The organism is Marinomonas sp. BSi20584 (assembly GCF_002792415.1).
GTDB classification, from domain to species: domain Bacteria; phylum Pseudomonadota; class Gammaproteobacteria; order Pseudomonadales; family Marinomonadaceae; genus Marinomonas; species Marinomonas polaris.
Window position 1 is genome coordinate 1 of record NZ_KZ454905.1, and the last position, 26,634, is coordinate 26,634.

General features: G+C 38.7%; 22 protein-coding genes. 6 read left to right on the plus strand and 16 right to left on the minus strand.

Features of this window, described 5'->3' with window-relative positions; genetic code table 11:
- Positions 1-105: 105 nt before the first annotated feature.
- From TY87_RS21730 to TY87_RS21740, 3 genes are all read right to left on the minus strand, one after another.
- Positions 106-1,476: an MATE family efflux transporter gene (locus TY87_RS21730; protein ID WP_232617215.1), complete on the minus strand. Its 1,371-nt coding sequence runs from the start codon at positions 1,474-1,476 to the stop codon at positions 106-108.
- Between the two features lie 167 nt (positions 1,477-1,643).
- Positions 1,644-2,471: a nucleotidyl transferase AbiEii/AbiGii toxin family protein gene (locus tag TY87_RS21735; RefSeq protein WP_100188661.1), complete on the minus strand. Its 828-nt coding sequence runs from the start codon at positions 2,469-2,471 to the stop codon at positions 1,644-1,646.
- Entirely contained in the window at positions 2,465-3,106 is a 642-nt protein-coding gene (locus TY87_RS21740; RefSeq protein ID WP_072840429.1) for a type IV toxin-antitoxin system AbiEi family antitoxin domain-containing protein, read from the minus strand. The genes TY87_RS21735 and TY87_RS21740 overlap by 7 nt, the downstream gene beginning before the upstream one ends.
- Positions 3,107-3,485: 379 nt before the next feature.
- Between TY87_RS21740 and TY87_RS21745 the strand changes: the two genes are divergently transcribed.
- From TY87_RS21745 to TY87_RS21770, 6 genes are all read left to right on the plus strand, one after another.
- On the plus strand, positions 3,486-4,400 hold the full coding sequence (locus tag TY87_RS21745) for a LysO family transporter (protein WP_100188662.1): 915 nt from the start codon (positions 3,486-3,488) through the stop codon (positions 4,398-4,400).
- 138 nt (positions 4,401-4,538) lie between these two features.
- A complete protein-coding gene (locus TY87_RS21750) occupies positions 4,539-5,720 on the plus strand; it encodes a glycosyltransferase (RefSeq protein WP_100188663.1) in 1,182 nt (393 codons plus the stop codon).
- 41 nt (positions 5,721-5,761) lie between these two features.
- Complete coding sequence (locus TY87_RS21755; protein WP_100188664.1) at positions 5,762-7,099, plus strand: PIG-L deacetylase family protein; 1,338 nt, start codon at positions 5,762-5,764, stop codon at positions 7,097-7,099.
- A 505-nt stretch (positions 7,100-7,604) separates the two neighbouring features.
- Positions 7,605-8,333, plus strand: a complete 729-nt coding sequence (locus TY87_RS21760) for a BamJ family beta-barrel-assembly machinery protein (RefSeq protein ID WP_100188665.1) — start codon at positions 7,605-7,607, stop codon at positions 8,331-8,333.
- 214 nt (positions 8,334-8,547) lie between these two features.
- A complete protein-coding gene (locus TY87_RS21765) occupies positions 8,548-9,882 on the plus strand; it encodes an O-antigen ligase family protein (protein ID WP_100188666.1) in 1,335 nt (444 codons plus the stop codon).
- Positions 9,883-9,940: 58 nt separating this feature from the next.
- Complete coding sequence (locus TY87_RS21770) at positions 9,941-11,356, plus strand: undecaprenyl-phosphate glucose phosphotransferase (protein WP_100188667.1); 1,416 nt, start codon at positions 9,941-9,943, stop codon at positions 11,354-11,356.
- Positions 11,357-11,369: 13 nt separating this feature from the next.
- On the opposite strand, the gene TY87_RS22645 is transcribed toward TY87_RS21770, so the two are convergent.
- The 13 genes from TY87_RS22645 to TY87_RS21840 all read right to left on the minus strand — a co-directional run bounded on the left by TY87_RS22645 (position 11,370) and on the right by TY87_RS21840 (position 26,486).
- Positions 11,370-12,500, minus strand: coding sequence for a glycosyltransferase family 4 protein (locus tag TY87_RS22645; protein WP_100188668.1), 1,131 nt, complete (start codon positions 12,498-12,500; stop codon positions 11,370-11,372).
- The gene (locus TY87_RS21780) at positions 12,500-13,543 is read right to left on the minus strand and encodes a glycosyltransferase family 4 protein (protein WP_100188669.1); all 1,044 of its coding nucleotides are present in this window, start codon (positions 13,541-13,543) and stop codon (positions 12,500-12,502) included. Before TY87_RS21780 ends, TY87_RS22645 begins: the two co-directional genes overlap by 1 nt.
- The gene (locus tag TY87_RS21785; RefSeq protein ID WP_100188670.1) at positions 13,540-14,553 is read right to left on the minus strand and encodes a glycosyltransferase family 4 protein; all 1,014 of its coding nucleotides are present in this window, start codon (positions 14,551-14,553) and stop codon (positions 13,540-13,542) included. Before TY87_RS21785 ends, TY87_RS21780 begins: the two co-directional genes overlap by 4 nt.
- A 1-nt stretch (position 14,554) precedes the next feature.
- The gene (locus TY87_RS21790; protein WP_100188671.1) at positions 14,555-15,445 is read right to left on the minus strand and encodes a glycosyltransferase family 2 protein; all 891 of its coding nucleotides are present in this window, start codon (positions 15,443-15,445) and stop codon (positions 14,555-14,557) included.
- Between the two features lie 468 nt (positions 15,446-15,913).
- Positions 15,914-17,134: a glycosyltransferase family 4 protein gene (locus TY87_RS22650; RefSeq protein ID WP_198432163.1), complete on the minus strand. Its 1,221-nt coding sequence runs from the start codon at positions 17,132-17,134 to the stop codon at positions 15,914-15,916.
- Positions 17,118-17,843: a formyl transferase gene (locus TY87_RS21805; protein ID WP_100188673.1), complete on the minus strand. Its 726-nt coding sequence runs from the start codon at positions 17,841-17,843 to the stop codon at positions 17,118-17,120. The genes TY87_RS22650 and TY87_RS21805 overlap by 17 nt, the downstream gene beginning before the upstream one ends.
- Positions 17,843-18,943 (minus strand): DegT/DnrJ/EryC1/StrS family aminotransferase, encoded by a 1,101-nt coding sequence (locus TY87_RS21810; protein ID WP_100188674.1) that lies wholly within the window; start codon positions 18,941-18,943, stop codon positions 17,843-17,845. The genes TY87_RS21805 and TY87_RS21810 overlap by 1 nt, the downstream gene beginning before the upstream one ends.
- Positions 18,944-18,955: 12 nt before the next feature.
- Entirely contained in the window at positions 18,956-20,113 is a 1,158-nt protein-coding gene (locus TY87_RS21815) for a glycosyltransferase (protein WP_100188675.1), read from the minus strand.
- A gap of 1 nt (position 20,114) precedes the next feature.
- Positions 20,115-21,404 carry a flippase gene (locus TY87_RS21820; protein ID WP_198432164.1) on the minus strand — a complete coding sequence of 430 codons (1,290 nt, stop codon included), beginning with the start codon at positions 21,402-21,404 and terminating at the stop codon, positions 20,115-20,117.
- A 36-nt stretch (positions 21,405-21,440) separates the two neighbouring features.
- Positions 21,441-22,406, minus strand: coding sequence for a GDP-L-fucose synthase (gene fcl / locus TY87_RS21825; RefSeq protein ID WP_100188677.1), 966 nt, complete (start codon positions 22,404-22,406; stop codon positions 21,441-21,443).
- Positions 22,406-23,533 (minus strand): GDP-mannose 4,6-dehydratase, encoded by a 1,128-nt coding sequence (gene gmd, locus TY87_RS21830; protein WP_100188678.1) that lies wholly within the window; start codon positions 23,531-23,533, stop codon positions 22,406-22,408. Before gmd ends, fcl begins: the two co-directional genes overlap by 1 nt.
- Positions 23,534-23,573: 40 nt before the next feature.
- Positions 23,574-25,058 carry a phosphomannomutase gene (locus TY87_RS21835; RefSeq protein WP_100188679.1) on the minus strand — a complete coding sequence of 495 codons (1,485 nt, stop codon included), beginning with the start codon at positions 25,056-25,058 and terminating at the stop codon, positions 23,574-23,576.
- Positions 25,059-25,088: 30 nt separating this feature from the next.
- On the minus strand, positions 25,089-26,486 hold the full coding sequence (locus tag TY87_RS21840) for a mannose-1-phosphate guanylyltransferase/mannose-6-phosphate isomerase (protein ID WP_100188680.1): 1,398 nt from the start codon (positions 26,484-26,486) through the stop codon (positions 25,089-25,091).
- Positions 26,487-26,634: the final 148 nt, after the last annotated feature.

A 26,634-nucleotide genomic window follows, 5' to 3' on the forward strand; every position in this document is an offset into this window, starting at 1 on the left:
CAGAGGAGTCCATATACGACCTACATGTGATTTGGTGTTGTTGTTTTTTGTAGGCCGTGCTTTAGCGCGTCAAGGAAGTTTGGTAAAAGCCGAAAATTCCTCGATCTACGCCACTTCTCTTGGTGACGCAATGCGTCGGCCTTCATAACGCGCCAATATCACACGAAAACGCAGGATCAGAATCGCCGCTAACAAGGTTAACCCCGCGCCTAAACCAATGTAAAAGCCTCGCAGCGATAAGGTCTCTGCCCACGGGCTGTAATGCGACAACCAAAAGCCAAACGGAATACTTAAGCCAAACAAAGACGCTGCAAAGGCGATCATGGTTGAACGCGTATCACGGAATCCTCGCAAGGCACCAGTAAATACCGTTTGCAGCATATCGGGGAACTGATAACAGGAAGAGATCAACAAAATGCTCGCCGCCAAAGCCACTACTTCAGCATTGTTACTATAGATATACGGAATCTGGTTATGGAAAACTTGAGTAATAATAAAACAGGTACTCACATAAGAAAGCCCTAGCCAAACAATCACTCGAATACGCTTTCTAACGCCGCTAACGCCTTCTTTAGACATGGCTTTCGCGACAACTATCGCTGTCACAGCACTCATCGCCATCATTGGCGTAAACAAGAAAGAAGTGTAAGACATAACGATCTGACCGCCGCCTAACGCCAGATCACCAAAAGATGAAATCAGCCACGTCATAGATGAAAACAAGCCGACTTCAAAAGCAAAGGCAAAGCCCGCTGGCGCGCCAACATTCAGCAGAATCGAAAATTTACGGGTGTAACGCCAGACTAAACGCGTAAACAAAGGCGTTTTATTGATAAAACGGTCGTAAACAAAAAACATCGACACAGCTAAATACAAGGATAAAGCGGACGCCAACGCTGCGCCTTTTGCACCCATTTCTGGAAAGCCAAAATTGCCAAAAATCAGCACATAGTTAAATAAGATATTTAGTGCTAGACCGAAGCTTGCGACAAACAGTGGAAAACCTGGACGGCCAGCCGCTTCAAACAAATTTTTATACGCCGTCATCAAGGCCAACATTGGAAGGGCTGGCGCGAAGATATACAAGTATGAAACGGAAACTTGTCTTGTTTCTTCTTCCGTCGCCATCAAACTGGCAAAGTACGGCAATAAAAAGATAGCTACTAAGCTCGCCAATAAACCAAGTCCTACTGATAAGCCAACCGCTTGCGACATATATAGGTTAACCAGTTTTGGTTGTCGACCATGCAAATGACGCGTCACCAAAGGCGTAAGACCGAATGTCACACCAATCAAGAAACAACCAACCGGTAGCCATAAACTCGATGCCAAACCAACAGCAGCCAAATGCAGCGCGCTGTAATGCCCTAACATGATGGTATCGACCACACTGATCGACAGCTCCAATGTCATCGTCAGAACCATAGGAAATAACAAATGCAGAACTTCTTTTAACACTGGGAAACGCTTAACCACACATCACCGCCGACTATCCATAGAAAACGCAAAAAAACGACCGAGTAATTTAACACCGATCGCCATACATTGCACCAAATCACCTATGTGTCGGCCTTTAAGCCGACAGATACGACCATTGTTGGGATAAATTTGACCTACACTTATACCTACCAATCAAATTACCATCACTTCACGACTTTTAATTTTTCCGTAATTTGCAGAAAGTAATCCACAGACCATAACGTCAACGAATCAGGATCCGTAATGAACCGGACAATATCTTGTTTAGCACTGACTATATCCAGTTGTGTAATTTTGCTAGCGAGCAATTGTTTAAAGGTCCCTTCATTCAAATCAATATCAATTATATCACCGCTTTGCCTAGCTCTATTGGCAAAATGAGAGAGATTGATAGGGATACCACGTCGAACGTACCATTCGAAATCATACCAATCACGGCCTTTTACCCTATTGAGCCACGGCCTAAATAGCAGAGCATGCATCTTACCGGCAAATAAATCAGATGGCCGGAAACACTTCACATAAAATGAAAAAGGTTCCAATAACAACTTCTCTTCTGTAGCAAAACCCAATGGTGGATCAATATCGACTTCAAACTTGATCTTAACAGGCCGATCTGTCATCAACGAAATATCAAAAATTTGACTATGACTTTTCAAAAAAGCAGATTCAATCTGATTGGTCGACTTTCTAGTTTTTTGAGTAATATCAACCTCAATACCAAGCGATATGAACTCTTCTTTAACAGCCTTAAAATAAGGGTCAAGTGTAAAGCAATGATCAGGTGCAAGTAATGAAAAATCTAAATCTTCAGAAAAGCGAGGCAAACCATGAAAAATACGTAAACAGGTGCCGCCGTAAAATGCCGCTTTTTGAAAAAAACCACCTCGATACAGCCCAGCCAACGCAATTTCTTGCATGACTTCGCGTAGCGCTTGGTCCGCTTCAGCCTCACTGGAAAGTGAATATTTTTGTAGCATTTGCTTTAACATGATAATGACTCCAATAAGGTAACCAATAGCCCTAATAAAGCTGCTTTAGTCCCGCTCTCTGCGAGCTTTTTTACTAAAGCAATATCAAACTGTGCCAACTCAGAAAAGTCCAACCGCAAGTCCTGCTGCAAATAACTCTCCAAACCTTTAACAGAATAGACTCTTAAGTTACGTGCTAATAAAAGACTATCGCACAGAGCTTTTTCTCGTGACGCCATTAAATAGCTCACATTTTCAGCTGGTTTTACTTGAATAATGCCTAACGAATAGTAAGGCAAAGGCAAATGAGTATACGAAAAGCGGCCTACATCACTTTTGTAGAATTTCGAACGCCTAGTCGTCACCGAAGATACCTCAACAACACCTTCAGGAATCAGCCCATGATAAAACAAAGCGTAATCCAGAGAGACATAAGAGGGTCCATACAGTACATTCGCAACCAGCGGTAGCGACCACAACTCACCGCTCATCTGTGGCGAAACGACATACAACCCACGCTTAACCTGCAACAAACAACCTTGTTGCAACCAACGGTGTATTTTGTCATTTGGCGTTTTGTAATCATGCAATACAGCCAACAAACTACTATGCTGGATAGGCACACAACCAAACATTTTTAAAAGATCTTCGCTCATTGGAAAAACCTACATTTTTACATGGTTAATCGGATTTTATCAGATTAACCATGTAAAAAATACGATATTAAGCATCAATAAGAACAAACCAAGTCACACCAAACCAAAACAATCACCTTTAGGCTGGCAAGAGCCAATCACACCAAACCAAAAATCTTGACGCGCAAAAACACGACCCACAAAAAACATACCATCAAAAATGTAGGTCGGCCTTCAGGCCGTCAAAAATGAATCACACCAAACCAAAACCTTGACGTAATGAATCACGTCCTACCTGAAAACAACATGCCCTACAAAAAACCAAGCTTGTATTTACATCTCAATACCGAGAAAATGCCGCTCCAGCATTTAAAGATTTGTCTAGGAAGACCATTCTCGCATGACTATTCTCACTACACTTGGCCCATTACTTATCGCCCTACTCTTTGGTTACTGGGTCAATATCAAGTTATTCACACCTGCACGCGTGGCAAAAGGGTTAGAACAGCTTGTGTACCTCATTTTAGGCTTAATTGGCTTTAGCCTTGGTGCGCTAGACAATTTAGCAGAAAAGCTATTTATTGCTGGTTATCAAGCCATTATTTTCTTTGTGCTAATCAGCGTATTGAGCCTAGCAGGCTTATATCTAAGTGGTCTGCGTTTTGGCGGCACCCACGCAGACAGTCTTGCTCAAGGTCCATCAGACAGCAAAAACCATGCACTAATGGATGCAGCAAAAACCATTGCTTGGGTGATTGGTGGCGTCATCGTTGGGATTTTTGCCAAAGATTGGCTAACAGGCGTCGACGAACTAGTGACTGGCTTGCTGTATGTTTTACTCTTTTTAATCGGTTGCCAACTTCGTCAAGGAAATCATCGTCTACGCAAACTCTTTTTAAACTCACAAGGCGTTATTATCGCCCTAGTGACCATTTTCACCACCTTGTTAGCGGGTTGGATTGGCAGCCTAGTTTTAGGGCTAAGTTGGAACCAAGGGCTTGCGGTTGTTTCAGGCTTCGGCTGGTACAGTTTATCTGGCATTCTTATTACCGGCTTAGGCGATCCGGTACTTGGCACCACGGCCTTCTTGCTTGATCTTGGACGTGAGATACTTGCCCTCATGCTGATTCCGTTCTTAGCAAGACTAAATAGCCACATGTCCGTCGGTTATTCTGGCGCAACGGCAATGGATTTCACCTTACCCATGCTGGGCAAATTTCATGGCGCGCAAATCATCCCTGTCTGCATCGCCAGTGGCTTTATTATGAGCATTCTCGTGCCAATTCTTATTCCGTTGTTTATGGGGATTAAATAGCCTTCTTGAGCATTTAGTGAGTTCGTTAATTTATGTACTATATTTTTTAAATGCTGAGTTGTTTAGTATTAGCTTTCAATAGTAGAAATAGCACAATGGCGACTTTACAGCGTTGCCTTACATTTTTTAGGAGATTCGATGAAGGTTGCGGTTGTTGTAAATTGTTTAAAAATTGGAGGCATGGAGAGAGTTGCCTGCAACTTATCCGACGCCTTTGCGAAACAAGGCCATAATACTCACCTTATTTATCTTAAAAATCGCAAAATTGAAGTCTCCCCCAGCAACCCTAATGTCAAAATACATTTGTTTGCCCTACAAAAAATGGTGATGCTAAGCGGCATTGGTTTTATTTGGCTAATAATATCTAAATTATTAAACATCATTTTTCGTAAATCGTTCGTCATGTTTTTTGCCTATGCGGAAGCCATGGCTTTTTCTTATAAACTCAAAAAACTAGAAAAAGAAGCTGGCCGATTTGATCTTATTATTTTCCGTGGACAAGGCACTTTTTCTCATATTTGGCCACTCAAAGACCCTCGTTTTGTATTCGTTTGTGAAAGTATGCTTGACCAGTCGGTGTATGGTTCTAAATCTAAGCAGATGTTTTCATGGCTATTTTCCAACCGACATGTGGTATGTATATCCAAAGAAGCACAGCGCTCTTTTATGGATCTAATTCACAACTTCGCTATTTCATGTCAAAGCATTTCAATCATAAGCAACCCAAATAATTATGAAGAAATTAGGAAAAAATCATCGGCTCTAGAAGCCAATATTGATTACCATACAAGCCCCTATATTTTAGGTTTAGGCCGTCTTGTAGGAGGTAAAAACTTTCCATTATTAATCGACGCCTATCATTACGCACGCAACAACTTCGGCGTAACACATGACCTAGTTATCGTCGGAGAAGGTCGAGAAAAAGCTGCAATCGAAAATAAGATCAAAAAACTAGGATTAGAAGATTGTATCTTTCTAAAAGGTAAACAAAGCAATCCATTTCCTTGGTATCAGCATGCAGACCTCTTTGTTTTAAGCTCCAAAAGTGAAGGGCTAGGAATGGTACTCATTGAGGCATTGGCTTGCGGAACACCTGTCGTTGCAACAAATTGCCCTGGTGGCGTTAGTGATATCATGCGTGGGCAGTTAAGTGACTATTTAGCAGAACAAAGCCCTGAATCTCTTGCCGAGAAAATCGTCCTTGCTTTGAAACAAGGAGACTCCGTTCTTTTAGGCCCAGACGTCGCACAATCGCTCGCGCAGTTTGACGAAAAACATATCGTGCAACAATATTGCGACACCTACTTACCAGCCCAATAAATTTAAATTAAACGACCGCCTTAATTTATAAGAATTATTTTATGAAAAAACTTGATTACCAGTATGCGTTACAACCAGATTGGCAAAGTGACGTACTTCTGAGAAAGCAGAACAAAAGTAATATATCTAATTTAACTCTGGAAGATGAAGCAGGATTCGCAGAGTTAAAACATGATGAATTCACTTGGTTACTATCGTTCCCTTATCAATCTACTCATAAAAAAAAGCAAGGCTGTATTTCCGCTTTTTTTAATAATGAAGATCAAAATACGGTTGACCATTCACAATTCTTTGAAGCTAATCAAGAAGGCACTCGCCACCTTAATCTAAGTGGCTTATTGGCAAAAGACAAAACATTGCACCAATTACAATTGGCTTTCGAACATTGCAAAGCTCCTACTGAAGCAAAACTTTTAGGCTTTAAAAACCCCAACCTCGCTGATGGACCCATCCTTATCATTGCGCCACATGCAGACGATGCTGAACTCGCAGCATATGGCTTATACAGCGACTTTGCGGATCAAGTTTGGATTACAACAATCAATGCAGGACAAAACCTCCAGTCTTTAGATAGGCAGTATATTTCTGGGTTAGATGAAACCATAAGCGATGCAACACAGCGAAAAGCACAAATCAGAGCGTGGAATAGCATGACAACACCGCTTCTTGCAGGCGTTAAGTTTGATCGATTGTCTTCCCTTGGTTATTTCAATCTAACCAAAGAATCGCTTTATCAAACACCAAAAGAGCCACAAAGCGATAAAGCTTTCCCTGCGCTAACGCCGCAAATAAGCCGAACATTTAATACGCTAAAACTTCCGAATGATGAACAGAATATTAGCTCTGGACAATTACTAATCGAAGATCTAACTAGCCTACTAGAGCAAATTAAGCCTTCAACTGTACTAGTAACAGAACCAGAGATAGACCCTCATCCAGAACATATTATGTCAGCTTATGCCTTAGCCTTAGCCATCGACAAAAGCAGCCATGTGCCAAATAGAGTTCTGATGTACGTAAACCATTTGCGCAAAATAAAGAAGTTCCCTTACGGCCCAGAGCACGCTAGAACGGGGCTAGCACCATGGTATGACACTAAATCGATATTTGGCCATTATTCTTGTTATAGCCATCAACTCGATATAAATACACAAAAAGATAAAGTCGTATCTTTTGACTCAATGCACGACCTACGCAGCAAACCGAGAATTCAGAAGATGTTAAAAAAATGGTGGCATAGCAAAATACTAAAAAGCCATTATAAATATTACGGTTACCACAACTATTTCTTAACGCACATTAAAGCCAATGAGGTCTTCACTTTTGTAGATGGACAGACCTTTAGTCAGTCATTGATTCACTCTATAGACCAAGACTAAAGCACTAGTTTTATAACGATTACATCCATCATAGGTATTTTGTCGCACTAAAGCGCGAATCGACAAAATATCTGAGCCCAAGCTTTAACGTAAAATCGTCAATAAATTGTAAATAGAGCCAAACAAACAAACTTGCTTTAGCAAACACCGTCATGCTTTTGTAAAAGCGATTGTATAGATAAAGAACAGCGGATTAATCTCGACCTACGTCTTGTGCTTTGTGAGACCGTTCTATCTTTTGTAACTCAAACAAAGTGTGCAGGTGAAGGGGTCGCTTTGGCAACATGAACGCATATAAACTGGCATAAATAGCCAACCTTATGTTAGAACATTCATGTTAAACAAAAACGACGGATCTGATTTTGCAAAGCACAAGGCGTATACCATTGTTCCTGCTTTGTTTTCGCCCCATGAAATGCTGGTAAAAAAATATGCGAATTGAACTCCGTCTTAATGCTTCACGTCACTAAGTGATAAATCAACAAACAATGGAACACCTTTTCTTATGAAAAAAATAGCTATGAAAAATACTCTTATTGCGGCGCTGGTCATGTCATCTGTTTCTTTTGCGTACGCAGCCGACAGCTCAATTAAACTAGACACTAAAGAGCAACGCCTTGGTTACAGCATTGGCACCATGTTTGGTTCTCGCATGTCACAAGATTTCTCTGAACTAGATATGAAAACCTTTATGGCAGGCTTCCAAGATTCATTTGCCGGCAAAGAAGGCAAAATGAGCATGGATGAAGTGACTAAAACCATCCAAGACTACCAGCAAGAACAAATGGCAAAAGCTCAGCTTGAAGAAGAAAAAGCATCTGAAGAAGCAAAAGCCGCTTCTGCAGCATGGCTAAAAGAGAAAGAAGCCGAAGATGGCGTGAAAAAAACAGAGTCTGGTTTGCTTTATAAAGTTATCACCGCGGGTAAAGGCGACAAACCTAGCGCAACAGACACAGTAAAAGTGGATTATGAAGGCAGCTTAAGTGATGGAACTGTGTTTGATAGCTCTTACAAACGTGGTGAAGCCATTACCTTCCCACTAAATGGTGTAATTCCTGGCTGGACTGAAGGTCTACAACTTATGCCTGTTGGCTCTAAATACGAACTTTATATCCCAGCTGATTTAGCATACGGTCCTGGCGGCACAGGTCCTATTCCACCAAATGCAGCGCTTAAATTTGTTGTTGAACTGCATGATATAGAGAAGCCAGAAGCACCAAAAGCAACTAAATAAATTATTTGCTCTATTAAATAAAAAATGGCTGTCGTTATCGATGGCCATTTTTTTATTTAAGCCACTTTTGGCAAGAAAAGCCCCCTTCTTCAAGAAAATGACTACTCAGATGAATATCTTATATACCCCTTCCCATAACTCTTTGTATAATTACGCAAAAATTGCCACTTAATATTGATATGCCCTTATAGAAAACCAAATACATGAGCTTAAAATGACATCAGTTTCTACCAGTTTAGCCAATGCATTCAAACGACGCACACCAGCAGAACAGCCAACTTGGTTAATCCTCCTAGGAATCTTCTCGATTGCACTTTATGCTTTCACAAGAACAGGCTTCTCTGAGATCGCAGGAGTAGCATCCGCTATAGCCACACTCACAGGCTTCTGGGGATTATTTAAATACGGCAAAGTAGTCAACAGCCACATACTGTTTCGTTTTGTCTGGATAGCCATCATATTCCAATTAATTTCATGGGGATTATCTCAGTATGTTACCCCTGAATGGGCGGAAAGCTCACCTAAATTGGATAAGATAACTCGTTGGTTTGTTTTCATTCCTTTAGCTTGGTGGGTAGCCCAATACAAAAATGCCACTTGGCTCGTCTGGGGCTCTGCGGCACTAGGAATACTAGTTTCTCCTTGGGTAACAGGTGAAGGTATACCAGAAATTATTAGGGGACTAGACGGAGAACGAGTATTTTTTGGCCTTCGACAAGCCCAGCATACCAGCTTATTCTTTGGCGTTATTTTGATAGGCTTTTTATGCTTTACTCGCACGCTTCTAAGTAAAAGCAAATGGTTAGCAATCCCTCTTTTTCTTGCTATTGCTTACTGTATCCTCATTATTTATATCAACTCATCTCGTCAAGCTTGGCTTGCGTTGCTGATTACGGCGTTTTTTATGGCCAGTTACTTCACCATAAAGCGGTTTAATCGAGCAACAGGAAAGCAAAAGCTAGTCACCCTAAGTCTATTTCTAGCTAGCATGTTAGGCCTCAGCATGGCTATAAATATAGCGTTAACTAACAACGACGCTATGATAAACAGAGCTGTAGAAGAAAAAGAAGCATTAAGCGCTATTGCCACACTAGACTTTGATAATGTGCCCTATACTAGTTTTGGTATACGCCTTCATAGCTGGGTAGCGGCAACAGACTTCATAAAAGCCAAACCCATATTTGGTTGGGGAAGCAATGGTAGAAGTCTTGTTATGAAAAAAACAGAATGGCTACCAGATGATATAAGAAAAGATTTCGGGCACTTGCATAACATCTATATTGAGATGCTGGTTAACTTTGGTATTGTAGGATTAGCTTTTTATATTAGTATCTGGGTCGTAATGGCAAAAAGCCTTTTTAAACAAATAAGAGCTGGAAAAATAGAAAAACAAGTTGGCTATTTCTTTATGAGTTTTGTCTGCTTCTGGAGCATTATGAATTGCTTCGAAGCCTACCAAAATTTCTGGACAGGTGTTTTTTACTTTACGATATTTATGACAGGTATACAGGCCCAAATATGGCGCGCAAAATATAATTTTAAAGAATAAATCTTAGTTATAAAAATCTAAATATTATTGACTAGCTAAGTTAACAGCAGAGAAATACGTGAAAAAAAGTTTAGCATTAAAAGAACACAGCACATCACTTAGTATCATACTAAGAATCATAGATTGCCTTGGGCTATTAAGTGCCGGACTATTAAGTTACTGGTTAAGATTTTCAAGTCTTAGCCTTGATTTAACATATAAAAATGTCCTACTACTCGGCGTGCTACTTGGAGCAGCAAGCCTGTCCTTTTTTGGCGCCTATAGGGCATGGCGAGGAGCATCATTCACGTCTGAGATAAGATGTGTTCTTAGTGCGACATTAACAACATTTTTGCTACTAATCATTAGTGGATTTGTTACCCAATCTTCCGATTTATTCTCTCGTATTTGGGTAGTAAGTTGGCTATGTACCTCTACCGCTACAATATTGAGCTATAGATTCTTGCTTCGAAAGTCCCTAGGGGCATTAAGAGCAAAAGGCTTCAACATCAGAAGCGTGATTATTATTGGCGATGGAGAGCTAGCACAACAAGTTCTAGAGCGACTAAAACAACACCCTGAAATGGGGTTAGTCGTAAAAGGGATACTTAGTACACAAGACCAAGCCATCGATAAACATGAAATTAACTCTGTACCATTTTTAGGCACATTAAATGATCTAGATAAAATAGTTAAAAATCACAAAATAGATCAGGTTTGGATTGCTCTTCCAATGAGCGAAGTGCAAAAAATGGAACAAGTACAATCCGCTTTAAGCAACACTTCTATCGTGATTCGAATGGTACCCGATATCTTTGGCTTTAGACTCTTAAATCAATCCATGACGGAAGTTGCTGGTTTACCCGTTATAAACATTTCAACCTCTCATATGCTTGAAGGTAAAAACCGTTTTCTAAAGTCCCTAGAAGACAAAATACTGGCTTCCATTATACTGTTACTCATAAGCCCAATTTTAGTAGCCTTAGCCATCACTATAAAGCTAACGTCCAAAGGGCCGATCTTATTTAAACAATATAGAACAGGCGCCAATGGGCAGGACTTTAAGGTTTATAAGTTTCGGTCTATGGTGGTTCACAATGAGGAAGATGGAAAAGTAACACAAGCAACAAAAGGGGACAGTAGAATAACCCCTATCGGTGCTTTCATGAGAAGAACATCTTTAGATGAACTACCGCAATTTATCAATGTACTTCAAGGCAGGATGTCCATTGTTGGGCCAAGACCCCATGCACTTGCACACAATGAACATTACAAAACACTTGTTGAATCTTATATGCGCCGCCATATGGTCAAGCCAGGCATCACTGGCTGGGCACAAGTAAATGGCTTTCGCGGGGAAACCGATACAATAGACAAAATGGAAAACAGAGTTGAATACGACCTATACTATATTGAAAACTGGTCTGTATGGTTCGATCTCAGAATCATCTTTTTGACTATTTTTAAAGGCTTTATACATAAGAATGCAATTTGATCTTCAATGAAGATCAAATTTCTATGCCTTTTTCTTCACATTTCTCAAGTACAAACTGCTTGAAATTTTCCTTAAAAATTTCCGTAGAAAATTTCATCGCATGAGCTCTAATTTCACTTGGCTCAAGTAATAAGCTATGATTTTCTTCAAAATCATTAACAGCTTTAATAATCGAATCTGCTGTTTGTTTATAAAAATAAAAGCCTGTTTTCTTATCTATAACCGTATCTAATGCCCCCCCCTTACCAAATGCAATAACAGGCGTACCACAGGCTTGAGCTTCTAATGGAACAATTCCAAAATCTTCTTCAGCCGCAAAAATAAAAGCTCTAGCTTTCATCATATGCTCTTTAAGAGTTTGATAATCTTGGTATCCCAAATAACTTATGTTTGGTGAAACAGATGCTATTTTTTCAACCTTATCTCTTTCAGGGCCATCACCTATGATAATAAGCTTTTTATCAGGCATTTTTGAAAAGGCTTCCGCAATAAGCGCTAACCGTTTATAGGGAACCAAACGCGACGCAGTAAAATAAAAATCGTCTTTGTCTATTTGAAGAGAAAATGCATTAACATCAACGTTAGGAAAAATAACTTTTGAATCCCTGCGATAAGACTTCTCAATTCTTCTTTTAATAAAATGACTATTAGCTATAAAAGCGTCAACATTATGACTGGAAATAAAATCCCACATTCGAATTTTATGTAAAAAATATCGGGCAATTAGAGACTTAAAACCGTTGGTTAAGCCAGACTCCTTTAAATATTCAAACTTCATATCCCAAGCATATCGAATAGGTGAATGACAGTAACAAACATGTAATTGATTAGGTGATGTAATTACTCCTTTTGCCACCGCATGACTGCTACTAATCACTAAATCATATTCAGTAAGATCAAGCTGCTCTATAGCAAAAGGCATTAATGGTAGATAAGCACGATATTTCTTTTTTGCAAATGGCAACTTTTGTATGAAGGTGTTCTTTGTTTGCTTGCCGATCAGGTATTTTTTTCTCTGCTCGTCATCAAAAAAATCCACTACAGAGAATAAATCAGCATCAGGAAAAATATCGATAATAGCCTGTATAACATTTTCTGCGCCACCTGGGTTAACAAACCAGTCATGTACAATTGCTATTTTCATTATTTCTCCAAGATAGGGATTAGAGCATCATCCCAAATTTCTCTAGAACGTTCCCAAGAAAACATTTGTGCTCTTTTCAACCCCAATTCAACTAAATTAATACGTACCAATTTCTGTTGCCAGATATCAACTAAACCGTCTCTGATAGAATTAATATCATAAGGATCAACTAATAATGCTGCTCCGCCAGCTGTCTCTGGCATGGCTGTAACATTCGATGTAATTACTGGAGTGCCAACAGCCATAGATTCAAGAATAGGCAAACAAAAGCCTTCATATAAACTTACGACAACAGTCGCAACGGCGCCTTTATAATAAGAAGGCAAATCAGACTCTTCAACTCCGCATAAAAACACCACACGTTCAGTCATATCTAATTCAGCAATAAGCAAACTTAATTCTGGTGTGGGTTTACAAGAAATTAATAAGTCAACCTCAGTAGAAAGACCTGAGCTCGCATAAGCACTCACCAGTCTTTTCAAATTCTTATGTGATTTATTATTTCCAACATATAAGAAATAAGGTCTGTCTCTCACGATAGGAAGAACAGCTTCATGATAAAATTTATGATCAACCCCATTAGGAACCACAATTATTTTATCGATAGAAATCTTAGCCCAACGTGAAATTTCTTGTCGTGTAAAATCAGAGACAGTAAAAACAAGTGGCGCTGATGTTACCGTACGTTTTACGATGATGTCATAATATAACTTATTCTTAATACTTTGATATTCAGAAAAATATAAATGCATTAAATCATGAACAGTAATAATAGCCTTAGAGCATGGAAATAAAGGCGCATTATATCCAGGGCTGATAAAATAAGCCCCATTGACAGTTATAAAAGAAGATAAAAATAAGTCTTTTACTGAAAGTGCCTGTGATAAAGACCCCTCTATTTTTTTTGTATCAGCCGTAACTTTTGAGGCCATAATCTCCTTACAAAAACGGCCAATACCACCACTATCTAGCCAGCGGCTATCATAAAAAACCACACCAGACTTACCAAGCAATGAATTAAATATATAATCTCTTATTTTCATATTTTATTCTCTAAAAAATCAAATATTTTCTCCGAGAATTCTTTCTGAACAAGTATATTAAATAAATACTCAGGTTTTAGATAATCTCTCATTCCATCTCTGTCAGAAGCAATGACCTTTTTACCCAATTGAATAGCCTCCAGCATCACCAATGGAACCCCTTCATAACGAGATGGAATTACAATTAAATCAGCTTGATAAGCAACACTCCATACATCATTCAACCAACCATGAAAGATAAAATCAATTTCAACAGTTATATTATTGAATTGTTTACACAAACACTTAAGCTCTTCTAAATCTTTACCATCACCAATAAAATGCACTTCAATTTTAGACCAAGAAGCCTTCCCATTAAGCATTGTCAACGCTTGAATAAAAAGATCATGACCTTTTTGATAAAATTCAACTCTACCAATTAAAAATAACTTAATAGGACTATCATTTTCTCGACAATAAAAAGGTACAGATGGAGTAATTACATAATTTGGAAAAATATCTACTTGAGCATGAGGATTTAAATATAATAAATCCTCCTTAAAGCAATCACTAATCGTAATATAATGATTACATAGCTTATAATAGTATTTTGACAAAAAATCACGCCCCCAAGACATTGGCTTGCGCATCATCTTAAACGAATGAGCATAGGGTATATAAGACGTAACATTTTTCTTTAATAACTTGGCAGCAACCAAGAATTGAGAACCTAGTTCTATATCACCTTGCACTAATATAATATTTTTGTTAGCTATCTTATTAAGCAGGTTAAGAGCAGAAAACATTTGTCTTAAATTAAAAATAGTCTGAAATGATTGCATCGATTGACTACATGCATCATGAAAATAAATATCATACCCCTTATCTTCTAACAACTCTTTTAATCTGTGATTATTACGAGGAATATATAATTCAGCATCAGGATAAGCATCAATAATCATTTGAAGACACATCTTCTCATGACCACCAACCACTTTTGCACAGAATATAAACGCGCTATCTTTCTGCATTTTAAATTTTCTTCTTTTTAATTTTTTTGTAATAAGAAAAAATCTTATCAAAGACACATAGAGGCATATAATGGTATAAAAAGGTTTTTACATACACTCTTATAAAGGTAATAACTTCATTTCTTAATGATGGACGTATATTATTATTTTTATTAATTTCCTTTAATTCTTTATAAGAACGAACAAGCCCCTTTGGATCAGTTGATACACCACCAACAACCATTTTATCTATAAAAAAGTCGATATAAAGAGGATCATTTTTGTACATAGTCCTATACATAAGATCAGTATCCGCAGCAATACGATACTGAGTATTAAAGCCTCCATATTTTGTAAATACACTATGATGGTGAAAAACTTCAGGATGCACTGGCAGCATGGGTCGAATACCTTGCCAGCTTCCCTTCATCTTTTTCCATGGTGTTCCACTCTCTTCAATTGGCAGCCTATCTTCAGAAATAATCTGAACCTTACCGTATACCATTTCATACTGTGGAAATGCACAAACTAAAACACTTGAGACCCTTTCCAATACTCTATTATCATAGTATTCATCTGCAGCACCAATAAATTGAACCCACTCTCCTTTAACGTACTTTAATGCTTTATTCCAAGCATCGTAGATTCCTTTATCAGGCTCACTAAACCAATAATCAATAATGTCCTCATTTTTTTTCAAAATATCAACAGTACCATCACTAGAACCACCGTCAGCAATAATCCACTGAATATTAGGATAGGTCTGAGAACGTATAGAATCGATAGTCCAAAGCAAATCGCTTGCTGCATTGAAAGTAGAAGTAATGATGGTAATAAGCGGTTGTTCTTTTGTGCTTTGCTTAACCCCTTTGTGAAACTCCCGACCACCCACTTCACGCAATAGAGTATCCATTCAGCAACCTCTCACGTCTAATAGATACGAACAAAACCGTTTGCAGGAATCTTTACTCAAAACCCTGATGTAATCGTTAACCCCCTTATTAATAACTGGAATAACGCCAGCCACTTTAAAATAAGCTTGAGGGTACAAGCTGCATTCATTTTTAGGCTGGTACAAAATCTTCTCGGACTTGCATTTGGATTTCTTAGCTTGTATATCTAGACCTACTACTGCAGTGTCTTGTCGAGCTATTTTTATTATGCATCTTGCAAAGCTATAGTTGTTATTAAGTTCGGTAATATCATATTGCATCATCTTCATTGCACTTCCTATATTCTGGCACCAATATTTTTTGCCAGTTTTTTTAACTCTTATTCTGCCTTACAACTTACTTAAAAGGTTGAAATCTCGAAAAACTAGGTGGATACTATCATTTTCAGGATTTCACCAAGATGCATATGTTACCGAATTGATAAAATACTATTTAGCAGCAGCCTCATTAATAACCCCCAACAAAACACGACCACAAGCTAATTTCCTTCGTTTACCTTTATCACGTAAGACGTCATTATCAACTGCGTTAAATACAAATTGACTAGCTTCTTGCATTTTTAAAACCAAATCACCAACATCTTTTGATCTAAAGAAAAAAACCCTATCATCTTTTTCAATTTCTAAATTCACAGGTATATCTGACACAATTAAAGGCTTACCGAGTGCTATAGCATCATAAGCAGCGCCACCTCCAGGGCCACCTTCAAACAACGTGGGTTGAATGACCGCAGAAGATTGTTTAAGAAGTGAAATTTGATCTAATTTAGGGATATGACCGACAATTTTTATATCATCTTCAATATTCAACTCTCTTATCAAATCCAATAGGCTATTGTAATAATCAGGAAAACGTGAGTCCGAAGTATCGCCAGTACATACTAATTGATATTTTTTCCCTACCTTCTTTAAAAAGTCTGAAAACGCTCTAAAAGCTGTAGAGTGATCTTTGTGAATCCAAAACTGATTACAAATTATAAAATAGGGTTTCGTAATACCATATTGCCTGCTCAAATCTCGATTTTCATCTAGCCACTCTTCTCTTGGATTAGGGCTAAAAGGCAACACATGAATCTTAGCGTTGTAATTTCCAATAAACTTATCCGCATCTTTTTTTACCGATTGGGCATTGACAATCACATGCTCAGCACGGTTCAACATTTGACGAAAAGCATTATCTCGTTCTTTTATATCTCTTTCTGTAAAGAATTCAGGTAAATATTTATGTTGGAAATCATAAATGTACCCCACCCATGGTAGAAGATAATTTTCAGGTGGTGGCGATATACAAGGAATCAATACATCAATATTTTGTTTTTTTGCATAAGCAAAATGAGAACTAAGCCTATTACCAGGAGCATCTAGTTGATACGAATGAAAGTCTGAAAAAGTTTTACGCAAATAATGCTCATCAAAACCTTTCCAAGGCATCCAACGTAAAGGCTCACGATGAGCCAATTGAGCTAATAGTTTACGGAAAGGAATGATTTGTTTTTTCAAATGAAAAAAACAATCATTTTGTGCTAAAAGGATATGCTTTTTGAGTTCATTATTCTCATCGGCTAATTCAAGGCATGAGGCAACATGTCGAATAAAGTCAACTCCACCACCCCAGCCATCAAAACCTTTTGATTCAATTCCTATTTTCATTCTTAACCTTTAAGTACTCGCTAAAACTTTTAATCTCATGGCCTTTATAGGTTGCATAAGGTAGAGGTGGACTAATCATCGCATTAATGAATGATTTTATTTTTGAGTCAGACCATCCATTTTTAATTTCACCATTTTCTGGGGCACCTCTACCAAAATAAGTGGACTCCCCTACCTGTTCTTCACCCTCATATGCTTGGCATAATAAATCAAAAGCCTCTTTGAAACTATTTAAAGCCTCAAACATTGCTCGTTGGTAAATATTTGTTTGATTTTCAAAATTAAATATTAGAAAGCTTTTTTGAAGTATTATTTTACCCGTATCACATAATTCATCCACATAATGATATGTGAATCCAACCTCTTTCTCTTGCTCTATCATTGCCCATGTTAAACTGCTACATCCTCTATATTTTGGTAATAGCGATGGATGTAAGTTCATTGCATTAAAGTTTACAGATTCTAGAATAGGTTTTTTTATGATGTTTCTATAATAAATAGAACATAAATAGTCAGGCACAAATGGAATTGAGGCAGTGTTAACGGATTCAAGTGTTACAGGTATGCCTTTTTCTATGCAGTAATCATAAAGAGAAGGAATATAACTTGGGCTTTGATGTGTGCAGACAAACACATTGCAGCCAGCTTCAAGCAATAAATCTAAGGCCCTACAGCCCGCCCAGTTATAGCCACATAAAATAACATTCATTAACAATCACCAAAATAGTCTTTAATTTGCTTACAGACCAACTTAACATCATTTTCGCTCAAGCCAGGCCAGCTCGGAATGTTAATTCCACGCCAACCTAAATCTTCTGCAACGGGATGGCGTTGAAATTTTTGACTATACATCGGCATCGTATGCACTGGATAAAACATTGGACGGGTTTCAATGCCTGCGTCGGCTAAATGCTCACGCAAAGGATCTCTTTGACGGTCATCCTCTAAAACAATATTAACCATCCAATAGGTATGCAAACAACCAGCTGATTCTTGATGAACGACAAGAGGCAAATCTTTTAACCCGTCCTTATACCACTCAGCAATTTGTCGTTTTTTAGCAATAAAATCATCAGCCTGCTCTAATTGTGCTAAACCAATTGCTGCACAAATATTTGTCATTCGATAATTAAAACCAATAACATCATGCCAATATTGACGATGTTCAGCTAAACCTTGACCTTTAAAATGTACACATCGCTGATAAAGAGTTTGATCATTAGTGACAACCATACCACCTTCACCAGTGGTAATCGTTTTATTACCAAAAAAACTAAAAGTTGATATATGACCAAACGTCCCCACATACTGATCTTTGTACTTAGAACCAAAGGCTTCTGCACAATCTTCAATGACAAATAAATTATGCTCATTAGCAATTGCCATAATTGCATCCATATCACAAGGATGACCGTACAGATGCACCACCATAATAGCTTTAGTCTTTGGCGTGATTTTGCGTTTTACATCTTCAGGATTAATTTGCCAAGTATCTTTATCTGAATCAACAAATACTGGAGTTGCTCCTGTATAGGCAATGGTATTAACTGATGCAATATAAGTAAGCGTAGGAACAATCACTTCATCATCTAAACCAATACCTAAAGCAACCATAGCCAAATGTAAGGCAACTGTGCCATTACTAACAGTAGTGGCATACTTGACCTGATTATACTCAGCAAATTTGCGCTCAAATTCTTGGACATATTTTCCTTTTGAGGAAATCCAATTTGAATCTAAACAATCATTAACATATTTCTTTTCATTACCCGTAAGCAGGGGTTGGTAAATCGGGATATTTATTGACATAATTCCACTCACTTAAATTAAAGATTGTTCCAATATTTCCTTTAAATTCTTTCTGTAATTTTCTAATGAATTATTATTAATTACAAACTCTGCATTTTCTTGCGCTTTTTTAAACAACTTTTCTTGAATAATATTTTGAGATTCATTGACAGCACACTCAATTCCAGCAATTGTTAATTTTTCAATATAGCAGGCATTTGGCACATCAATAGATGCAGCTTTTGTCATTACTGGAATCATTGCACCATTACCAATTACAGTTAACAAAGAAGGACTCCCTCCTTCTGAACACGAAGGAAATATAGCAAAATAAGAAGATCTTAAAATTTCATTAAACTTCTCAGAATTTATATCTACAAAGCCGTGATTGTATATATTTTTGGTATTAAAAAGTTCATCATGATACCGAGATACAAAATCTGGTTCATTTTCAATAGGGCCACAGACATGTAATATTAAATCTGGATTCTGCTTAAAAAAATCCAAACATAAATCCAAGCCTTTATGTACTAATCCTGAACTCCCAAACCAGACATAAGACAGGTGTGCGTTAGGAGATTTCTCACCTACTTCTTGATAGTCACGTATTTTATAGAAAGGTGCATTTAACGGATACAGCTCGCCCATATAAAAAGGTTCGAAAGTTTTTTTAACTTCCATATTACCCAAAGTTATGACAGCATCGCTTAAAACAATTTGCCGAAACCAGCTAAAATCCGTTAGTCGAGCTGAGTTTATTAACCAAGCACTCTTTTCTTTTTGTAATTCTTTTACCCTTTGTAAGGTTTTAACATTTTGAAAAAACTGATGCATTCCTGTAGAATAAATAATAACTTTAGTATTATTACTATATTTATGTGAATAAAAATATTCTATTGTTTCACCAAAACCAAAAATGACATCATATTTTTCAAGATTTTTTTTTATCATATCATATTGGATAACATCCACTTGATAACCCAACTCATCAAAAATTTCTGCAGCTGTCATTGCCTCAAAAAAAACTGTATGACTTAAAGAGCTTTTATTAAATGGCTCAACAACATATGAAATTAAAACTTTGTTTTTATATTTTTTTTTAAAAAAATTCTCCACAGGTTTATTTTTTATATATTTTATAAGATAAGAAACCAAAAAACTTGGAAGATATTTTTTAATGATAGATTTCACACTAATATCTCCCTAAAAAAATCGATCTAAAAAATAAAGGCAATGTATTTTTATCAACAACTGAAAACACTATTAAACTTAAAATCAAAGAAAACAATACAGCGTAAGCTGCACCAATAACTCCCATCAAAGGTATCAACAACAAATTAAAACCAACATTTAGAAAAGCAGTTAAAAAATGAAAATACATAACCCAATTGGTTTTATTATTAATCATATGAATAGCATTCCAGCATGAATTAAAAAAAATAATCACATTAATCCATATTAAAAGGACCAGTAAGTTTGAGGCTGCTATATAGTCTGAACCATATGTATATTGAATAATATAATCAGATAAAAATGTTGTAACTGTAGCTAAAATAATAGCAAACCAAACCAAGCACCCTGTAACAATCTGAGTTCGCCGTTTAAATTCACCTACATTATCTTTTGAACGCACTATTGCTGGCATAACCGATGTTAAAACCAATCCAGGAAGAAAATACCAGACTACTGTAAGCTTATAAGCTGCCGCATATAAACCAACAGCAGATTCATCGATCATCTCTTTAATCATTAATGAATCAACATTAGAAAACAGCGTAAAACCTAACCCAGCAAATATCAATGGCCAACCACTTTTTATTAAATCGCCAGCAATTTCCAAATCAAAACAAAAATAAAAACTCAGATTACCTCTTAGTTTGTAAGCTATAAAGTAGGTAATAGCGAGCGTTATTGCATCAAACAACAACACAAATATAAACCAAAACAATTCAGCCTCAATTACAACCAAATAAATTTTGATTATCATTGAAAGAAGTAGTTGAATTATTTTGCAAATAGTAACAATTTTCGCAAGCACTTCAGATTGAAAATAGAATTGAACCACTTCAAAACTTTGAAATACCATACCTGCAGCAATAATAAAAATAAATAGATTCGTTGTAGCATCATTACTGGTAAAGGGCACGATAGCTGCCATTAAGCCCATGACGATAAATGCACCAAAAACCTTAAGCCAAAAAGCAGAACCTAGATAAGCATCACGTTTTTCAGGATGGTTGACGAGCTCCCGTACAATTATGCCATCTAGCCCGAGTTTGGCGATGCCAGCAAAAATCGCTGTAAAGGCTAAAACATAGCTAAATACGCCAAATTTTTCAGGGCCGAGATACCGCGCGACCCAAATACCAACAAACAATCCGGCAATAATACGTAAAAATTGTTCTGCCATCATCCAGCTAGTATTTTTTAGATACTTTAAAAAGCCTTGGTGATGTCGCAATGCCAATACTTTAGCTAACACGGCCGCCCCTCTTGTTAAAATCATCAGCGATTAGTATCAGCACCTAACATCTGCTTGATTATCTAAAAACCATGAATAGCTTTTAGCAAGCCCTTGCTCTAAATCAATCGACGACGTCCAGCCTAGCCTTTCTAAACGTGATACATCCATTAACTTTCTTGGCGCACCATCAGGCTTACTAGTATCCCATTCAATTGTCCCTTGATAACCCACCACTTTCGCCACCGTTTCCGTCAGCTCTTTGATCGTGCAATCAATGCCACTGCCCACGTTAATATGAGACAACATCGGTTGTGTTTCTTTCTGATAAGTGGCATCGTCTAAATTCATCACGAAAATAGACGCAGCGGCCATGTCGTCCACATACAAAAACTCGCGCATAGGTGTTCCCGTTCCCCATGCCATAACAACTGATGCATTCGCTTCTTTTGCTTCATGGAAACGACGAATTAATGCAGGAATAACATGACTGTTTTCTGGGTGGAAGTTATCACCGGGGCCATAAAGATTTGTCGGCATCACACTGCGATAATCACGACCATATTGTCGGTTATAACTTTCACACAACTTGATACCAGCAATCTTCGCAATGGCATAAGGCTCATTAGTCGGCTCTAACGTGGCTGTCAGCAAAGCATCTTCACGCATGGGCTGTTCAGCTAACTTAGGATAAATGCAAGAAGACCCTAAAAAGAGCAATTTTTGTACATTATGCACATGCGCCGCATGAATGATATTCGCCTCTATCATCAAGTTTTGATAAATAAAGTCCGCTGGGTAAGTGTTGTTTGCATGAATCCCACCTACTTTAGCGGCCGCTAAATACACCTGATCAATCGATTGCTCTGCAAAAAAACTCTGTACAGATTGCTGGTTGGTCAAATCAAGCTCGTTTCGATCGACTGTAATAACATGATTATTCGAGTCTTGGGACAGTTGGCGAACCAAAGCGCTGCCAACCATACCATTGTGACCCGCAACAAAAATACGTTGCTGAGTCATTAACGCGCTTCCTCTACAGACACAGAGATATCATGACCATGTAGTTTTAAAAATGCATGTCGTTGTGCCACTTTCAGATCCTCTGAAACCATCTCAGCACACATTTCTTGTACAGTGATCTCTGGCGTCCAACCAAGCTTTTCTTTCGCTTTGCTTGGATCACCCAACAAGGTTTCTACTTCCGCAGGGCGGAAATAACGTGGGTCAATCTGTACCACCACATCACCTACTTTTAACGCTGGCGCTTTATCACCTTCGATAGCCGTTACAATGGCTTTTTCATCTACGCCCTTACCTTCAAACGTCAAGCTAACACCCAGCTCTTTTGCAGACCATTCAATAAACTGGCGTACGGAATATTGAACGCCCGTTGCGATAACAAAGTCCTCTGGCTGATCTTGCTGCAGCATCATCCACTGCATACGCACGTAGTCTTTGGCATGGCCCCAGTCACGGAGCGCATCCATATTCCCCATGTACAAGCACTTCTCTAAACCTTGTGAAATATTCGCCAAACCACGAGTAATCTTACGAGTCACAAAGGTTTCACCACGACGTGGCGATTCATGGTTAAACAAAATGCCATTACAAGCATACATACCATACGATTCACGGTAGTTCACCACTATCCAGTAGGCGTACATTTTCGCCACAGCGTATGGAGAGCGCGGGTAAAAAGGCGTGGTTTCTTTTTGTGGGGTTTCTTGCACCAAACCATAAAGCTCAGACGTAGACGCTTGATAAAACTTGGTCGTTTTTTCCAATCCCAACAAACGAATGGCTTCAAGCAAACGCAATGTCCCCATGGCATCTACATCCGCCGTATACTCTGGCGATTCAAAAGACACTGCAACGTGAGACTGAGCACCTAGGTTATATACCTCATCTGGCTTCACTTCTTGCAAAATACGCGTCAAATTAGAAGAGTCAGTCAAATCACCGTAATGAAGAATAAAACTGGCATTATCAACATGCGGATCTTGATAAATGTGATCCACTCGTTGAGTATTAAAAGAAGAAGCACGGCGTTTAATACCATGCACTTCATACCCTTTAGCTAACAAAAATTCCGCTAGGTAAGAACCGTCTTGGCCTGTTACGCCGGTGATAAGGGCTTTCTTTTTCATTGAAACTCCATGCTTCTACAAGGTAGTAATTAAAATATAGTTAAAAATTAGTAAACAGTTTATGACCTAGCATACAAGATACAACACTGACAGATTGCACCTGATCGCCACTCTCAACATAACACCTCAACTCAGGCGCATTACCAGACGGCCGTAAGTGAACAATATCCCCACTATTGAGTGTCATTCGAAGTCCATCGGTTTCATCAATTGAAACAACCTCTAGCACTTCACTTTCTTGCGCTATTGCTGATAGCAGCTCAGTTTGTTTCGCTTTGCTCGTTTTTATATCGGCTATAAGCTGTTTACTGACATCTGTTGGAATGTCTTTAATTCGATCACTAGCGGTATAACGGCCTGGATAGTTAGCCGTTAATTGGCTAATTGGGAGAGCTTGTTCATAGGACATTGCTAGTACAATTAAAGCAGGTAATACTGAATCTCGCGTTGGTAAAGCGTGTAATACTTGATTATTAACAACAAAATCAGCACCAACTAAAAAACCGCCATTGGCTTCATAACCAACAACTCTGGCATCTGGTGATTGTTGCAGCAAATATTCCATACCTGCGATGACATAAGGCGAGCCAATTCTAGTTCTCAGCGAGATCCGTTCAGGGCTTTGCAATGTACCTCTCAACTCAAGAACAGTATTCACATTTACAGGGGCTGCCACATGGGTTGCTTGTAAATAATCAGCGCAGAGCACGCCTAAAATATCACCGCGTAGCCACTCACCTTTTTCATTAGCAATAAGCGGACGATCGCCATCACCGTCTGTGGATATAATGGCATCCAGTTTATATTCTTTAGACCAGTTCAAGCCTTTCTGCACATCTTCTTCTGATACCGCCTCTGTATCGATCGGTACAAAAGTCTCAGTACGTTCTAACGAAATAACCTCAGCACCAAAATGCGCTAATAACTCTTTAATCACATCTCGCGCCACACTGGAGTGTTCATATACACCAACACGTTTGCCTTGCAGAATGTTCGACGGAAAAAGCGAGGTATAACGCTGTTTGAAAAGCTCAATAGCAGAATGATCAATGGCAGGTAAAGCGAACTTAGCAACCAGTTCTGAAACAAATTCAGGCACTTCAACTAAGCCATTCATAATAGAGGTTTCATCAACTTTGCTAATCTCACCGTCTGGACGATAAAACTTAATACCGTTGCGATCAAAAGGTATATGACTGCCCGTTATCATTACTGCCGGCATGTTATTTTGCATGGCATAAAACGCCAAAGCGGGCGTTGGCAAAGCACCGCAAAACACTGCTTTAGCGTCAAAAGATTCGGCGGCCAGCAAACAAGCTTTGGCAATATCAGAGCTACTCGGACGTAGGTCCATACCAATAGCTACGCTAGACGCAGAAGGACAAACCGTCTGCAAAAAAGAACGCACAAAAGCAAAGCAAAGTACTGGGGTTAAATCCTTGACCAAACCACGAACACCACTGGTACCAAAAGCTACGCCCAATTCATCGCTAAGTTGTTTTACCTTTACAGCACTAGAACTCATTTTATCAATCCTTGCTTAACGACAATTGTCTTAACGACCATAGCGATCACTAAAGCGTACGATATCGTCTTCACCTAAATAGCTACCAGACTGTACTTCTACTAGTTCTAAAGGAATTTTGCCGGGGTTTTCTAATGCATGAACAACACCCACAGGAATGTAAGTAGATTCATTTTCGGTTAGCAGAATTTCACGATCACCGTTTTGAACCTTCGCCGTACCAGACACAACTACCCAATGCTCGGCACGGTGATGGTGCATTTGCACGCTTAACTTCTCGCCTGGTTTGACCATGATACGTTTAACTTGATGGCGACCACCAAGATCTACCGTTTGATACGTTCCCCAAGGGCGGTGCACCGTCGTGTGATACATGTGCTCTTCACGACCTTCGGCTTTGATGCGTTTAACAATCTTCTTCACATCTTGAGCATTGTTTTTGTCCATCACCAAAACAGCATCTGCCGTTTCGACAATAACAAGGTCGCTGACACCCACTGCAGCAACTAAACGTGACTCAGAACGGATAAGGCAATGACTAGAGCCTTCTGACATTACATCGCCCAATAGCACATTATTGTCAGCGTCTTTATCTGCATAATCATATAAAGCATCCCAAGCACCAATGTCACTCCAGTCCCCTGCATAAGGCACAACTTTCGCTTTTTTCGTCGGCTCCATCACCGCGAAATCAATCGACTCTTCAGGGCATTGTGCAAACAACTCGGCGTCGATACGCACAAAGTCCAAATCTTCGGTACGCTGCTGATAGGCAAGATTTACCGCTTGAAAAATATCATCACGATGAGCCGATAACTCATCTAAAAAAGCCTTGGCACGGAACAAAAACATTCCGCTATTCCATAAATATTCACCGGAATCCAAATAAGCCTGAGCTTTTGCAAGGTTAGGCTTTTCAACAAATTCAACTACAGAGAAATTATCACCGGAACGAATATAACCGTAACCCGTTTCGGGACGAGTTGGCTGCACACCGAAGGTCACTAAAGCATCCTGCTTAGCCAATTCAACCGCTTGCTTAATCGTCGTTTCAAAAGCGGCAATATCTCGGATGACATGATCTGCAGGCAAAACCAACATAAGAGCATCGCCAGATTGGCTTCGCAATGCTTCCAGCGCCGCCAAAGCGATTGCAGGCGCCGTGTTACGGCCTTTAGGCTCTAAAACAATACTGGATTTTTTAACACCAATAGATTGCAACTGTTGCGCGATCAAAAAACGATGATCTTCATTACAAACCACAATAGGATCTGCCACTTCTAAAGATAAAGTACGCAACATGGTTTGCTGAAGAAGACTGTATTCTTTATCCGTCAGAGGCAAACATTGTTTAGGAAAATGCTCACGTGATAATGGCCAAAGACGACTGCCAACACCACCAGATAAAATAACAGGAATAATTTTCAAAACAGATCCTTCGTATATGACAAAAATAATCTGCCTAGTCTAACAAAAGTAAGAGATAAGAAATATAAGAATGGATTAATGAAGGACAAATAAAGGAGCAAAAAACCTAGCAACAGCCAATCACATGTAGGTCGGCCTTCAGGCCGTC